At 73.3% G+C, this 13,780-nt stretch carries 12 protein-coding genes and 1 pseudogene; 5 read left to right on the top strand and 8 right to left on the bottom strand.

All coding sequences use genetic code 11. The annotated features are described in order from the left end of the window. Positions 1-182 precede the first annotated feature (182 nt). The 5 genes from O7606_RS08895 to O7606_RS08875 all read right to left on the bottom strand — a co-directional run bounded on the left by O7606_RS08895 (position 183) and on the right by O7606_RS08875 (position 4,862). Complete coding sequence (locus O7606_RS08895) at positions 183-1,229, bottom strand: helix-turn-helix domain-containing protein (protein ID WP_281598579.1); 1,047 nt, start codon at positions 1,227-1,229, stop codon at positions 183-185. 119 nt (positions 1,230-1,348) lie between these two features. Continuing rightward, positions 1,349-1,852 (bottom strand): hypothetical protein, encoded by a 504-nt coding sequence (locus O7606_RS08890; protein WP_281598578.1) that lies wholly within the window; start codon positions 1,850-1,852, stop codon positions 1,349-1,351. 88 nt (positions 1,853-1,940) lie between these two features. After that, a complete protein-coding gene (locus O7606_RS08885; protein ID WP_281598577.1) occupies positions 1,941-3,578 on the bottom strand; it encodes a RecQ family ATP-dependent DNA helicase in 1,638 nt (545 codons plus the stop codon). Positions 3,579-3,650: 72 nt separating this feature from the next. After that, positions 3,651-4,601 (bottom strand): TIGR03557 family F420-dependent LLM class oxidoreductase, encoded by a 951-nt coding sequence (locus O7606_RS08880; protein WP_281598576.1) that lies wholly within the window; start codon positions 4,599-4,601, stop codon positions 3,651-3,653. Positions 4,602-4,733: 132 nt separating this feature from the next. Continuing rightward, positions 4,734-4,862: a hypothetical protein gene (locus O7606_RS08875; RefSeq protein ID WP_281599920.1), complete on the bottom strand. Its 129-nt coding sequence runs from the start codon at positions 4,860-4,862 to the stop codon at positions 4,734-4,736. Positions 4,863-5,027: 165 nt separating this feature from the next. On the opposite strand from O7606_RS08875, the gene O7606_RS08870 reads away from it, so the two are divergent. Then, complete coding sequence (locus O7606_RS08870; protein WP_281598575.1) at positions 5,028-6,545, top strand: glycoside hydrolase family 3 protein; 1,518 nt, start codon at positions 5,028-5,030, stop codon at positions 6,543-6,545. Between the two features lie 64 nt (positions 6,546-6,609). Here O7606_RS08870 and O7606_RS08865 read toward each other — a convergent pair whose 3' ends face one another. Then, positions 6,610-8,424, bottom strand: a complete 1,815-nt coding sequence (locus O7606_RS08865) for a hypothetical protein (protein WP_281598574.1) — start codon at positions 8,422-8,424, stop codon at positions 6,610-6,612. Positions 8,425-8,892: 468 nt separating this feature from the next. Here O7606_RS08865 and O7606_RS08860 point away from each other — a divergent pair, with 468 nt between their 5' ends. Next, positions 8,893-9,303 (top strand): VOC family protein, encoded by a 411-nt coding sequence (locus O7606_RS08860; RefSeq protein ID WP_281598573.1) that lies wholly within the window; start codon positions 8,893-8,895, stop codon positions 9,301-9,303. A gap of 60 nt (positions 9,304-9,363) precedes the next feature. Here the strand turns inward: O7606_RS08860 and O7606_RS08855 are convergent, their stop codons facing one another. Next, positions 9,364-9,648 (bottom strand): GNAT family N-acetyltransferase, encoded by a 285-nt coding sequence (locus tag O7606_RS08855; protein WP_281598572.1) that lies wholly within the window; start codon positions 9,646-9,648, stop codon positions 9,364-9,366. Between the two features lie 15 nt (positions 9,649-9,663). After that, a complete protein-coding gene (locus O7606_RS08850) occupies positions 9,664-10,872 on the bottom strand; it encodes a cysteine desulfurase-like protein (RefSeq protein ID WP_281598571.1) in 1,209 nt (402 codons plus the stop codon). 173 nt (positions 10,873-11,045) lie between these two features. Between O7606_RS08850 and O7606_RS08845 the strand changes: the two genes are divergently transcribed. From O7606_RS08845 to O7606_RS08835, 3 genes and pseudogenes are all read left to right on the top strand, one after another. Further along, positions 11,046-11,390, top strand: a complete 345-nt coding sequence (locus O7606_RS08845; protein WP_281599566.1) for a hypothetical protein — start codon at positions 11,046-11,048, stop codon at positions 11,388-11,390. Positions 11,391-11,484: 94 nt separating this feature from the next. After that, positions 11,485-12,306: a DUF1206 domain-containing protein gene (locus O7606_RS08840; protein WP_281598570.1), complete on the top strand. Its 822-nt coding sequence runs from the start codon at positions 11,485-11,487 to the stop codon at positions 12,304-12,306. A gap of 82 nt (positions 12,307-12,388) precedes the next feature. Then, positions 12,389-13,564, top strand: a pseudogene (locus tag O7606_RS08835) (mechanosensitive ion channel domain-containing protein); the annotation flags it as partial. Positions 13,565-13,780: the final 216 nt, after the last annotated feature.

The following is a 13,780-nucleotide window of genomic DNA, read 5'->3' as shown; positions in this document are numbered from 1 at the left end:
CGGCCCCGCCACCGGCGTCCGGACGGACGGGGGCGGGGCCGGGGTTCGGCCCGGCGTCGCGGGCCGGACCGGACGGCGGAGCACGCGCCACGGCTTGGGCGCACGTCACGCGCCCGCGTGACGCTGCCGCAACCCCCGTTGCCCGCGGAGCCCCTCCCCGCCACCGGTCGTCGCCCGGCTGGTCAGCCGGTCAGAGGCCAGTATGCCGGCGGGTCGTTGCCCGTCGGTGCCACCGGGTTGACGTTGCGTGCCAACTCCTCCGCCCGGCGGTACGACTGCGGGCTCATTCCGTACGCGGCCCGGAAGGCCCGGCTGAAGTGCGTCTTGTCGGTGAAGCCCCAGCGCCAGCCGATCGCCTGCACGGCCCGGTCGCGCAGCCGCGGGTCGGCCAGGTCCCGGCGGCAGCGTTCCAGCCGGTGGCGTCTGATCATCCGGGCGACGGTCTCCTCCTCGCCGGCGAACAGTCGGTGCAGCGAGCGCAGCGAGATGTGGTGGGCGTCGGCGACCGTCTGCGGGGTCAACGAGGCGTCCCCGAGGTGCCGCTCGACGAAGGCCCGCACCTGCACGAGCAGCGTCTGCTGCCGCACGTCGACCGGCAGGGCGGCCTCGGTGTCGAGGTGCCGGGCCAGCAGGGACGAGACCAGGTCGAGGGTGATCCGGCTCAGCCGGGGCGCCTCGGACGCGTCGTACTGCTCCGGATACGTGGTGATGTGCCGCATGTGCTGGGCGAGCAGCGCGCCCATCCCCTCCGCGCCCGGGAGCTGCGACGCGGTGAGTCTGTCCAGCTTGTTCGACGGGATCGGCAGCAGCTCCCGGGGCAGCACGACGGTCAGCGAGGCCGCCGGTGTCCGGCCGTCGTCCGGCCCGGTGTGCATCAACTGGTGCGGACGCCGGTAGTCGAGCAGCGTGAAGTTGGCGTTGCGCAACGAGGTGTCCCGGCGCAGCGCGCTGATCCAGCTCGTCCCGGACAGCGGCAGGGCGAGCTGGAAGACGTCCGGATCGTCCCGCCGGATCATCCGGGAGGTGCGCCGGCCGGTCAGCGACTGGTAGCGGAAGTAGGTCAGCCGCAGCCCGGCCAGGTCGACGAAGCGGGCGAAGGCCTGGAAGTCGGCGGCGTGCTCGCTGCTCATCGCCACCGGCGCGGTGGCCCGGGCGGTGATGTCGAGCCAGAACGGGAACCGGTCGGCGGGCGGCAGGTGCCCGGTGTCCACGCTCTCGGTCGGCAGCATGTCACCACCCGCTTCCTGATCGCCCTCGACTCGTCCCATTGTCGACGACGGCACCGACACCCCGGACGTGACGCGGTGCGCGCGACGCCGAGGCCGGCCGGCCGGGCCCACCCGGCGGGTCAGTCGTCGAGCACCTGGGAGAGGCGGTCCCGGAACCGGCGCTCGGAGTCGCTGACCACGTCCCCGCCGATGCCGAGGATGCCGCCGGTCGAGGCCGCCCCCACCACCTGGTCGGCGATCTCCACCAGCCAGTGCCGGTACGCCCCGGCCTGCCCCTCGTCCACCCGGCCGGCGAGCAGCGCGGCGGCCTGCCCGGCCCGGGCGAGGACGTCGTCGATGAGGGCCTGCGGATCCGCCGGGGCGATCACCGGCAGCTCCTCGCCGGCCTCCGGGTCGCCCACCCGGGAGACGATCTCCCCGGCCACGGCGGCGACCAGCGGGCTGGCCGACTCCCGGCCGGCCGCGATGGTCTCCAGCCCGGCCGCGTTCTCCGCCCGGGTGCGTCGGGCGCCGTCGGACTCGGCCGCGCTCGCCGCGGTCAGGACCGACTGGGGCAGGCCGACCAGCAGCCCCCACTCCTCGTCGGAGAACCCGAACCCGGTGTACGCCGGCTGCTCGATCACGACAACGCCCCTCTCGTGTGGTCCAACAGGTACGACGACGCCGCGCCGTTGTCCGGCGCGCCGTCGGGCGGACCGGCCGGGGTTCAGGCTAGACCAGCGTCAGCAACGCCTGTCCACTCACCACCGGCACGGACAACGTCTTGTACCCGACGTCGTCGAACAGAACCGTCATCCGGTCCTCCTCGTAGCCCAGCACCATGCCGGCTCCCCACTCGGGATGCTGGACCTGGCTGTGCACCGGGAAGGGCGCGTCGCCGTCGGTCGGGTCGGCGGTGACGCTGGTGCCGGCGTGGCAGTTGTCGCAGTGCCCGCAGACCTCGGTCATCTGCTCCCCGAAGTACGCCAGCAGCGCCTGCCCCCGGCAGCCGGTGGTCTCGGCGAAGGCACGCATCATGTCGGTACGGGACCGGGTCACCGTCTGCTGCCGTTCCGCCTCGGTGTGGGCCGCCCGGGCGGCGTCGCGCGGCTGCGGAGCGTACCGGGGGACGCCGATCCGCTGGCGGCCCCGGGGCTCGGCGGCGCCCACCTGTTCCAGCAGGGCGAGGTACTGGCCGAGTTTGCGCGGCCCCAGCCCGGTCAGCTCCCGGAGCTGCCGCCGGCTGGCCGGTTTGGCGCGCAGCAGCGCGGCCAGCTCGTGCAACTGCCGCTCGTCGGGGAGGCCGCCGCTGAAGTAGCGTTGCAGGCCGACGTCCTCGGCCCGCCAGAGCAGCAGCACCCGGGCCGGCTCGCCGTCGCGGCCGGCGCGGCCGATCTCCTGGAAGTAGCTGTCCGGCGAGTCCGGCAGGGCCATGTGCGCCACCCAGGCGATGTTGGGCTTGTCGATGCCCATCCCGAACGCCGAGGTCGCCACCATGATCGGCACCTGGTCGGCGAGGAACGCCCGGTGCAGCTCGCCCCGGGCGCCGGAGGGCATGCCACCGTGGTAGAACTGCGCCGGGAAACCCGCCCCGGTGAGCCGCTCGGCCAGCTCCTCCGCCGACCGGCGGGTGGGCACGTAGATGATGCCCGGCCGGGTCTCGTCCCGCAGCAGCCCGACCAGCCGCCGCCAGCGGTAGTCCTCGGTGGGGCAGTGCGCGACCTCGAGGAACAGGTTGGGCCGGTCCAGCCCGGAGAGCACCAGCTCCGGGTCACGCAGCCGCAGCCGGGCGACGATGTCGTCCCGCACCGGCGGCGACGCGGTCGCGGTCAACGCCACCACCGGGGGACGGCCGATGCCCTCGATCAGGTGGCCCAGGGCCAGGTAGTCGGGGCGGAAGTCGTGCCCCCAGGCGGAGATGCAGTGCGCCTCGTCGATCGCCACCAGGGCCGGCTCCAGCGCGCGGACCTCGGCCAGCCGGTCCGGGTTGGTCAACTGCTCCGGGGTGATGAAGAGGAACTCCGCCCGACCGGCCCGCACCTCCGCCAGTGCCTCGGCCTGCTGGGCGGGGCTCTCGTCGGAGCTGATCCGCACCGCGCGCAGCTCCGGGCGTCGCCGCTCGTGCAGGGACTCGATCTGGTCGTGCTGGAGGGCGAGCAGCGGGGAGATCACCACGGTGCAACCCGGGATGAGGCTCGCCGGGATCTGGTAGATGGCGGACTTGCCCGCGCCGGTGGGCAGGACCACCAGCGCGTCGCGTCGCTTCATCACCGCCCGCATCGCGGCGAGCTGGTTGGGCCGCAGCTCGTCCCAGCCGAAGAGGTCGCGCGCCGCGCGCCGCAGGATCGTGGTGTCCGAGGATCGTGTCATCGGTGGCCGTGGTTACCCGGCCGGTCCGCGCCCCAAACCGGACGTCGGCGGCGGTCGCGTCGGCGCGGGGCGTCAGCGCAGCCGGGGCAGGACCTCGCGCTGGTACAGGTCGAACAGCCCCTGCCAGTGCGGGCCGGTGTTGGCCACGTACACCTCGTCGAAGCCGGCCCTGGCGTACTCCTCGATCTTCGCCAGGTGCGCGTCGGCGTCCCGGCCGCAGACGAACGCCTGCCGTACCGTCTCCGGCGCGACGAGCTGGGCGGCCTGCTCGAAGTGTCGTGGTGAGGGGAGCACCTGGGACAGCTCGCCCGGCACCCCGGCGTTCGGCCACCGCTCGTACGCGATCCGCGCGGCCTCCTCCTCAGTGTCGGCGTACGCGGCCTTGAAGCCGGCCTGGCACGGCTTGTCGCCGCCCCCGCCGTCGCGGAACCGGCGCACCAGGTCCGCGTCGGGCGAGATGTTGACGTACCCGTCGCCGATCCGGGCGGCCAGGTCGACGGCCTTCGGGCCGAACCCGGAGACGTAGACCGCCGGCGGCGTCTGCGGCAGCGTGTAGATCCGGGCCTGCTCCACCGTGTAGTGCCGGCCCCGGTGGTTGACGAAACCACCCGCCCAGAGCTTCCGCATCACGTCGACGGCCTCCTCCAGCATCTCCAGCCGGACGTCCGCGCCCGGCCAGGCGTCGCCGAAGATGTGCTCGTTGAGGGCCTCCCCGGAGCCGACGCCGAGCACGAACCGGCCGGAGTGCAGCACCGCGCTGGTCGCCACCGCCTGGGCGAGCACCGCCGGGTGGATCCGGACGGTGGGGCAGGTGACGGCGGTGGTCACCGGCAGTTGGCAGACCTGGCTCAGCGCGCCGATCACCGACCAGACGAACGGGCTCTGCCCCTGGGCGTCCACCCACGGGTGGTAGTGGTCGGAGATCCACAGCGCCTCGAACCCGGCCTGTTCCGCGCCACGGGCCTGCGCCACCAGCTCGGCCGGGGTGAACTCCTCACTGGACAGGAAGTAACCGATCTTCACGTCTCTCCTCCTCGCGGCGCGTCACCGGCCGACCGTCTGCGACCGGATCCCTCCGCGGTACCCCGCGGACGCCGCCGCACACCGATCCCGTCGCGGCCCGCGGGCCGACGGGGTGGTCGGAGTCGGGCGGGGTCAGCGGAACATGGCGCGGATGGCGGCGACCAGGAACACCGCGCCGACGACGAGACCGATGACGCGGACGGCGGGGATCTCGTGCCAACTGACCTCGTCAGCGGCGAGCAGGAGGGTCCAGGCATGCACCCTGGCACTGTCGCACGCCGTTCGCGCCGCCGCCACGGTCGACCGTTCCGCCACTCTCAGTAATAGAAAGGTTTATTGACTATTACCCGGGACGATGTGACCATTGGTCGGCACCGCAGACGGCAGGGGAGTCCGTCGCCGGGACACCGAGGAGTACGGGCAGGCATGAGCGCACCGATGGGGAATCTGACCGGTCTGGCCGCCGCCGTCCTGCAACCCGGTTTCGTCGGCACCACCCCGCCCGAGTGGGTCTGCCGGTGGCTCGGCGAAGGGCTGGGCGGCGTCGTGCTGTTCGCCCGCAACGTCGTCGACCCCGGCCAGGTGACCGCGCTCACCGCCGCGCTGCGCGCCGAGCGTCCCGACATCGTCGTCGCCATCGACGAGGAGGGCGGCGACGTCACCCGGATCGAGTCCGGTCCCGGCAGCTCCCGCCCCGGCAACCTGGCCCTCGGCGCGGTCGACGACCCGTACCTCACCGAGGAGGTCGCCCGCGACCTGGGCGCGGAGCTGGCGGCCGTCGGCGTCACCCTCGACTACGCTCCGGACGCCGACGTCAACTCCAACCCCGACAACCCGGTGATCGGCGTACGGTCGTTCGGCGCGGACCCCGGGCTGGTCGCCCGGCACACCGCCGCCTGGGTGCGCGGGCTACAGGCCGGCGGGGTGGCCGCCTGCGCGAAACACTTCCCCGGCCACGGCGACACCCGGGTCGACTCGCACCACGACCTGCCCCGGATCACCGCCGACCGGGCCCGGCTGGACGCGGGCGAGCTGGTGCCGTTCCGGGCGGCCATCGCCGCCGGGGCGCAGGCGGTGATGACCGGGCACCTGCTGGTCCCCGCCCTCGACCCGGCGCTGCCGGCCACCCTGAGCCGGGCGGTGCTGACCGACCTGCTCCGGGGTGAGCTGGGATTCCAGGGGGTGGTGGTCACCGACGCGGTGGAGATGCGCGCGGTCGCCGGCCCGTACGGCCTGACCGGCGCGGCGGTGCGCGCGCTGGCCGCCGGGGCGGACGCCATCTGCGTCGGCGGGGAGCACGCCGACGAGGCGACCACCCGCCGGCTGCGGGACGCCATCGTGGCCGCGGTGGTCGCCGGCGAGCTGCCCGAGGAACGCCTCGCCGAGGCCGCCAAGCGGGTCGGTCAGCTCGCCGCCTGGACGGTCACCGCCCGGGCGGGCCGCCCCCGGCACACCGGCGGCAACGGGGTCGGGCTGACCGCCGCCCGGCGGGCCCTGCGGGTCACCGCCGCGGACGCCGACGCGTCGCCGCTGCCGCTGACCGGCCCGGTCCACGTGGTCGAGTTCGCCCCGCCGCGCAACATCGCCATCGGCGCGGAGACCCCCTGGGGGCTCGGCGAGCCGCTGGCCGACCTGCTCCCCGGCACCACCACCGTCCGGTACGCCGAGACGGACCTGCCCGCCGACCCGGTCGCCGGGGCGGCCGACCGCCGGCTCGTGCTGGTGGTCCGGGACCTGCACCGCCACCGGTGGATGCGGACGGCGGTGGCGCGGGCGCTGGCCGCCCGCCCGGACGCGGTGGTGGTGGAGCTGGGCCTGCCCGTGCTGGTCACCGGCCGGGTGCACGTGGCCACCCACGGCGCGAGCATGGCCGGCGCGCGGGCCGCCGCCGAGCTCCTCACCGGCACGTCGATCGGCGTGCACGACGCCCGGGTGCGTTGTTGAGCCGCCCCGCAGCGGCGGCAGCGGGGCCCCGTGGGGCTGCCCGGCGGCAGCCCCACGGGAACGCTCACCGCCTGGTGGGCGTCAGCCTGATCAGCTCCCAGCCGCCCTCCGGCACGCCGTCGTTCGGGTCGGTGCGCAGGTTCATCGGGTTGGCCATCCCGAGGTACAGGGTCGAGCCGTCCGACACCATGGTGCGGAAACCGTAGTTGAGATAGTTGCCCATCCCCTTCGTGTCGACCGCGGTGGCCGGGCGCAGGCTCGACTCGAACATGTACAGGTCACCGCCGTACAGCGCCGGGTCGATGGTGATCGGGTCCAGGTCGTCGCTCAGCCCCCGGGCCGCGTTGGCGAAGCCCATCGCCTGCGCGGCCTGGGGCAGCAGGTCCTTCGCCAGGTAGCTCCAGTCCATCGTGCCGACGAACAGCCGCCCGCCGGACACCTCCATGGTCCAGGTGTAGTTGGTGTAGATGTTGCCGAACCCGATGTGCCCGTAGCGGGGGCGGTACCCGGTGGAGGTCCACTTCCAGGCGCCCGCGCCGTCGTTCGCCGCCGCGTCGTACGCCGGCAGCCTCGCCTCCCCGTACAGCAGCTCGATGTTCTCCAGGGCGGTGCCGAACCGCTTGCCCCGGAAGATGCTCACCGCGCGCTGGGAGTTCTCCAGCGTGGCCCGCGCCGTGACCTCGTCGGCCGGCGGGTACGCCTCGGCCACCATGCTCGTCGACTTCATCGGGACGTGCATTGTCCCCCAGTAGAGGTAGCCCTCGAAGGAGTAGAGCGCGCCGAGGCCGTACGAGCTGGCGATGATCGGGTCCGGCTCGTAGGTCTGGGCGCTCCAGACCTGCTGCCACGACCCGAGGTCGGCGGGCGTCAGGCCGGGGTCGCCGTCGCTCAGCCGTGGGCTCATCCAGACGCCCGCGATGGCCGGGTTGACCTCGGCGGCCGGCAGGACGCCGATCCGGCCGAGCAGCGAGCGGACGCCGGCGCGGCCCGACGATCCGGCGGCGAGCGACCCGGCGCCGACGGCCGACCAGGTGCTGACGAAGATCCGCCCGTCGTGCACCGTCAGGTCGGCGACCTGGGCCGGCAGTTGGCCGACCTCGATGAACTTGAACGGGTCCGTGCGGTCCCCGGCCCACCGCAGCATGTAGCCGCCGTCGCGGCCGTTCGCGCCGACCCCCACGCCCGCGTAGAGGGCGTCGTCCGCCACCAGGAAATGGCGGATGTTGCCGTACTTGGCGAAGTTCGCCGAGCCGAGGTAATCACCGGTGACGGTGTCGAACGCGAACATGTTAACCGTCTGCCCGAGCGCCGGTCCGGCGAGCAGGACGACGCCCTGGTGTGTGCCGCCGGCCCGCAGCCCCAGCGTCCTCTTCAGGCGGGAGGCGTCGTCGGCGGAAGCGCTCGTTATGACGCTCGTCTTTTCGGTCTGCACCCCGGAGGCCAGGTCGTAGAGGTACACCCGGGGTTGCCGGTGATCACCCACATTGGTGGGCATGGTCGGATTTTGTTTGACGATCTGACTGTCCGCGAACTCGCACACGTAGTCGTCGTTCTGGCGGGGCACGGGCCGGGAGAGCGTCGAGCCGGTGACAATGCAGTTCACGTTCGCCCCGGTGCCGAACCACAGACGGTTCTCCGCCTTGGCCAGCGACCACACGTAGGCCTGGTTGACCTTGGCCTGCCCCTGCTCACAGGGAGGGCCGGCCGGGTAGGGCTGCCCGACGCCGGCGAAACACTCGTCCGGCACGGCCTTCGCGAGCAACTCGTGCTTGAAGGTCGTCGGACCGGGCAGGAGCCCCGCCGTGGCCGGGGACGGCAGGGCGGCAAGAACCGGCAGGACGCCGAGGGCGACGGCAGAGAAGAGCCGCCATCTGGACATTCTGGGCCGATGCATCAATGTCCCTTCAATCAAGGTGATACGTTCACAGACAATGCGTCGACGATTACCCAGACCACTTGGAGCGGCACCGTGAGTAATGGCGAAACCGCTGCGTCGGGGTTTGTGGCAAAGGTCTGCCGCGTTGTCAGACCGCATAGGTGACAGAAATCCGACAGGACGATTCCAGTGGATGGCTGAACCGATTTCCGGCACCCACAGCGTACCGGCGGAAACTGTTTCTGTCAGCCGCCGTCCTAAACCGGCGGCAGCCCTGCCCCGGTAATTGTTTCCGGCGGGTGACGCCTGATTCGTCCCGGCCATCGAAGCGCGGGACGGGCCCGCCGTCGCGCCCGCCCTGACGGCCGGACCGGGACGGCGACCCGTTCGGCGGCGGGAAACGCCCCTGCGATGTCAGGGGGTGGGTCTAACGTCCGGGAGGACGCGACCACTCGGCGAAGGAGCCCGGCGATGACCTCCCGACTCAACCCGTACCTCACGTTCGACGGCAACGCCCGCGAGGCCATGGAGTTCTACCGGTCCGTGTTCGGCGGCCAGCTCCAGATCAGCACGTTCGGCGAGTACGGCACCACCGAGCCCGACCTGGCGGAGAAGGTCATGCACGCGATGCTCACCACCGACCGGGGCTACGTCCTGATGGCCTCCGACACCGCGCCGGGCATGTCGTACCGGCCGGGCGACACCATCACCTGCAGCCTCAGCGGCGGTGAGGGCGAAGGGCTCGAAGAGGTCTGGGCGGAGCTGTCCGCCGGTGGCGCCGTCGTCATGCCGTTCGAGAAGCAGATGTGGGGCGACCTGTACGGCGCGTGCGTGGACCGGTTCGGCGTCCCGTGGATGGTCAACGTCACCCAGCCGAGCTGACCGACGACGGGGCGGGAAGGCGGGCCGCCCCGCCCCGGGGCCGGGCCGGGGTCCCGGCGGTCAGGCGGCGACCAGGTCGGCGTACTCGGGGTGCTGGTCGACGAACGCGGCCATGAACGGGCACTGCGGCACCACCCGGGCCCCGCGCCGGCGCACCTCGTCCAGGACGCCGCGGATCAGCGCCCCGCCGACCCCGCGACCCTGGAACCCCGGGTCGACCTCGGTGTGCGTGAAGACCAGCACGTCCGGCCCCTGCTGCCGGTACGCGGTGAACCCGGCCAGCGCGTCGTCGACCAGGATCTCGAAGCGACGCCGGGCGGGGTTGTCGTCGATCAGGTAGCTCACCGGCTCATTCTCCGCTCACCGCCGGGCCAGCCGGCCCAGTTCGGCAAGCAACCGGTCCACCTCGTCGTCGGTGTTGTAGTGGTAGACGCTCGCCCGGACGGCGCCGCCGCGCGCACGCAGCCCGACGGCGGTGAAGTACTCGTAGGCGTAGTAGTCGCCGTGGGACAGGCAGATCCCGGCCGCGCCGAGCGCCGTGGCGACCTCCGCCGGGTCGAGCCCGTCCAGCCGGAACGACACCGTCGGGCTGCGCCGGGCCGGCGCCGGCAGCACGGTCACCCCGGGCAGCGTGGCCAGCCCGCCGAGCAGTCGGTCGAAGACCTTCTCCTCGTGCGCCCGCGCGGCGGTCAGCCCGGCCCGCAACCGCTGCCGCCGGTCGCCCCGGGCGTCCGGGTCCAGGCCGGCCAGGTGGTCCACGGCGGCGGTCACCCCGGCCAGCAGCGGGAAGCTCGGCGTGCCGTGCTCGAACCGTTCCGGCACCGTGTCGGCCGCCGGCCGCAGCTTGTCCGGACGCAGCCCGGCCCAGCGCTGCGGGGCGGCGACCAGCGCCGCCAGGTGCGGGCCCGACCACTTGTAGGCGCTGGTGACGAAGAAGTCCGCGCCGAGCGCCGGCACGTCGGTCGGCCCGTGCGGGACGGCGTGCACCCCGTCCACGCAGACCAGCGCCCCGACCCCGTGCGCCAGCTTGACGATCGCGGGCACGTCCGGCTCGGTGCCGACGGCGTTGCTGGCGGCGGTCACCGCGACCAGCCGGGTCCGCTCGGTCAGCAGGTCGGCGTACTGCCCGACGGGCAGCTCCCCGGTCGCCGGGTCGAACTCGGCCCAGCGCACGGTGGCGCCGGCCCGTTCGGCCGCCTGCACCCACGGCCGGACGTTCGCGTCGTGGTCCAACCGGGACACCACCACCTCGTCGCCGGGCCGCCAGGCCGCGCCCAGCGTCCGGGCCAGGGTGTACGTCAGCGCGGTGGCGCTCGGCCCGAGCACCACCCCGGCGGGCTCGACGCCCAGCAGGTCGGCCACCGCCGAACGGGCTGCGGCGACGATCTCCAGGGAGCGCCGGCCGGGACCGGACGCCGGACTGCGGTTGCCGATGCCGGCCCGCATCGCGTCGGCGACGGCGTCGACCACCGTGGCGGCGGTCTGGGTGCCGGCGGCACCGTCGAAGTGCAGGTGACCCTCGGCGAGCGCCGGGTAGCCGGCCCGGATCCGGGTGATGTCGAACGGCATGCCCGGACCCTAGCGCGGTCACCCCCGGCAGCGCCGTGGCGCAGGTCTCCGTTCCGACGGACCGTCGCTCGGGGCATGATCGTCCCGTGTCCGGGTCGCCCGCGTCTCGTACCCTTGGACCCGTGACGAACCGACGCGCCACCGCCCCCGCCCCTGCCCGTCGCGCCGCCGGCCTGCCCCCCGCCCCTGCCCGTCGCGCCGCGGGCCTGCTCGCCGCCCTCGCCCTCGGCGTGGCCGTGCTCGCCGGGTGCAGCTCGGAGGGCGCCTCCACCGACTGCGGCCTGGACGCCTGCACGGTCACCTTCGACCGGGGCGTGGAGGCCAGCGCCAACATCCTCGGCGTCGAGGCCAGGCTGATCGGCGCCCAGGGTGACCAGGCCACCATCGAGGTGGCCGGCGAGCAGCTCACCCTCACCACCGGCCAGCAGGCCGCCGAGGTCGGCGGGTTCGCGGTCACGTTGGACAGCGTCACCGACAACGAGATCAAGGTCCGGGTGGCGCGCAACGCGGGCGGCTGACCCCACCGGCCCGGCGCATCCGGGCAGCTCGTCCGACGTGCGGTGGCCGGTGGACCGACGTTTGAGAAGCAAGCCGATCGGTGAATGTGCCGGCATGTCTCTCACCCACAGCGCCCAGGCCACCGCGTCGCGCACCGCCAACAGCAAATGGCTGGAGAAGCTCGCCCGGATCGGCTTCATCGGTTACGGCATCGTCCACCTGCTCTTCGCCTGGCTGGCCCTGCAGATCGCCTTCGGCGGCTCCTCGACGGAGGGTGACCAGGCCGGCGCCATGCGTACCCTGGCCGACCAGCCGATGGGTAGGTTCGTCCTGGTGGCCACCGCCGTCGGTCTGCTCGCCATGGCGATCTGGCAGGCCCTGGAGGCCGCCGTCGGGCACCAGGCCGAGCGCGGCAAGGAACGGGTCATGGAGCGGGTCGCCTCCGCCGGCCGTGCCGTCGTCTACCTTTACTTCGCCTGGACGGCCTGGAAGGTCTTCTCCGACGCCGGCTCCAACAGCGCCAACCAGCAGGAGGCGCTCACCGGTGAGTTGATGACCTCCACCGGCGGTCGCTGGCTGGTCGGGCTGGCCGGCCTCGGGCTCGCCGCCATCGGCGTCGGGCTGGTGGTCTACGGGGTGATCAAGCGCTTCGAGAAGCACCTCAAGACCAACGAGATGGACGCGAGGACCCGCAAGCTGACCCGTCGGCTCGGCGTCGCCGGCTACGCCGCCAAGGGCTCGGTGTACGCCATCGCGGGCCTGCTGATCATCGTCGCCGCGGTCAACTACGACCCGGAGAAGGCGCGCGGTCTGGACGCCGCCCTGCGTACCCTGCGTGACCAGCCGTACGGGCCGTACCTGCTGGCGCTGATGGCGCTCGGCTTCGCCGCCTTCGGCCTGTACTGCTTCCTCCAGTCCCGCTACCGCAAGGTCTGACCCTGGTCGGTTGGCCGGTCGCCGGGCACTATTGGGCCTTTGTGACAGATGGTCCGTTGCCCGGTGAGGGGGAGAAGAAGCAGTGCAGAGCTACCTCTGGACGATCGCCGCCGCGCTCGGCGCGGCGGTGATCGCCCTGTTGCTGGTCGAGGTGATCCACCGGTCCACCCGTCGGCTCGGTCGCCGCTCGTTGCTGATGTGCGAGCTGACCGAGCACGCGCACCGGCCGTTCCAGGTCGCGGCGACCGTGCTCGCCGTCCAGTTCGGCATCCGGTTCAGCACCGGCTACGCGGTGGGCGAGCAGTGGCGGCAGGTGGTGCTCCACCTGCTGGTCCTCTGCGTGGTCGCCAGCGCCGCCTGGATGGTGGCCGCGCTGCTGGTGGTCAGCGAGGACGTCGCCCTGGCCCGGTTCCGGGTGGACGTGCCGGACAACCGGCACGCCCGACGGGTACGCACCCAGGTGGTGATGCTGCGCCGGCTCACCATCGCGGTGATCGTGGTACTCGCCCTCGGCGTGATGCTGATGACCTTCCCCAGCGTGCGGGGCATCGGCGCCGGCGTGCTGACCAGCGCCGGCGTGGTCGGCGTGGTCGCCGCCCTGGCCGCGCAGAGCCTGCTCGGCAACGTCTTCGCCGGCCTCCAGCTCGCGTTCAGCGACGCGGTGCGCCTCGACGACGTGGTGGTCGTGGAGGGGGAGTGGGGCCGGATCGAGGAGCTGACCCTCAGCTACGTGGTGGTCCAGATCTGGGACGATCGTCGGCTGATCCTGCCGACCTCGTACTTCACCAGCACGCCGTTCCAGAACTGGACCCGGACCCAGGCGGCGGTGCTCGGCACCGCCGAGTTCGACGTGGACTGGGCGGTGCCGGTCCAGGCCATGCGGGAGGAGCTGCGCCGGCTGGTCGAGGGCACGGAGCTGTGGGACGGACGGGTCTGCGTGCTCCAGGTGACCGACGCGACCGGCGGGAACGTCCGGATCCGGGCCCTGGTCAGCGCGGCCAACGCGGGAAACCTGTGGGACCTGCGCTGCCTGGTCCGGGAGCACCTGGTCGGCTGGGTCCGCGAACAGCGGCCGACGGCCATGCCCCGGGTCCGTACGGAGCTGGGCGACGCCAGCAGCAACCTGCCCTGGCAGTGGGTCCAGCCCCGCCGTCCGGCCCGCCGGGCGGCCGACGGGGCCCTGCCCGACGACGCCCGCCTCTTCGGCGGCAGCGACGACGGCGACGCCCGCAGCGAGGCCTTCGTCGGGCCGGACGAGTCGGACGCCACCGGCCGGGAGCCGGGCGCGCCGGCACCGGACGCCGGCGGCCGGAAGCCGGTCCCGTCGGCCCCGGCGGCAGGCCGCGCCGACCCGGCCGATGAGGCAGGTCCGCCCGTCCCCGTTCCGGCCCGCGGCGACGCGGCGCCGTCGCGCGCCGACGGTCGTCGCTGACTCCGGCGTCCCACGTGTCCTGCGGGGGTGGGGCGACGTTGG

The sequence above is a fragment of the Micromonospora sp. WMMD882 genome, assembly GCF_027497255.1.
Classification (GTDB): Bacteria; Actinomycetota; Actinomycetes; order Mycobacteriales; family Micromonosporaceae; genus Micromonospora.
The sequence above is the reverse complement of the archived record's forward strand: the minus strand, read 5'-3'. Positions and strand labels throughout refer to the sequence as shown.

What these genes read in the sequence shown, in the direction of transcription:
- O7606_RS08895 (WP_281598579.1), bottom strand. Translation starts at nt 1,229, where the DNA reads ATGCTGCCGACCGAGAGCGTGGACACCGGGCACCTGCCGCCCGCCGAC.
- O7606_RS08885 (WP_281598577.1), bottom strand. Translation starts at nt 3,578, where the DNA reads ATGACACGATCCTCGGACACCACGATCCTGCGGCGCGCGGCGCGCGAC.
- O7606_RS08870 (WP_281598575.1), top strand. Translation starts at nt 5,028, where the DNA reads ATGAGCGCACCGATGGGGAATCTGACCGGTCTGGCCGCCGCCGTCCTG.
- O7606_RS08865 (WP_281598574.1), bottom strand. Translation starts at nt 8,424, where the DNA reads ATGTCCAGATGGCGGCTCTTCTCTGCCGTCGCCCTCGGCGTCCTGCCG.
- O7606_RS08860 (WP_281598573.1), top strand. Translation starts at nt 8,893, where the DNA reads ATGACCTCCCGACTCAACCCGTACCTCACGTTCGACGGCAACGCCCGC.
- O7606_RS08850 (WP_281598571.1), bottom strand. Translation starts at nt 10,872, where the DNA reads ATGCCGTTCGACATCACCCGGATCCGGGCCGGCTACCCGGCGCTCGCC.
- O7606_RS08840 (WP_281598570.1), top strand. Translation starts at nt 11,485, where the DNA reads ATGTCTCTCACCCACAGCGCCCAGGCCACCGCGTCGCGCACCGCCAAC.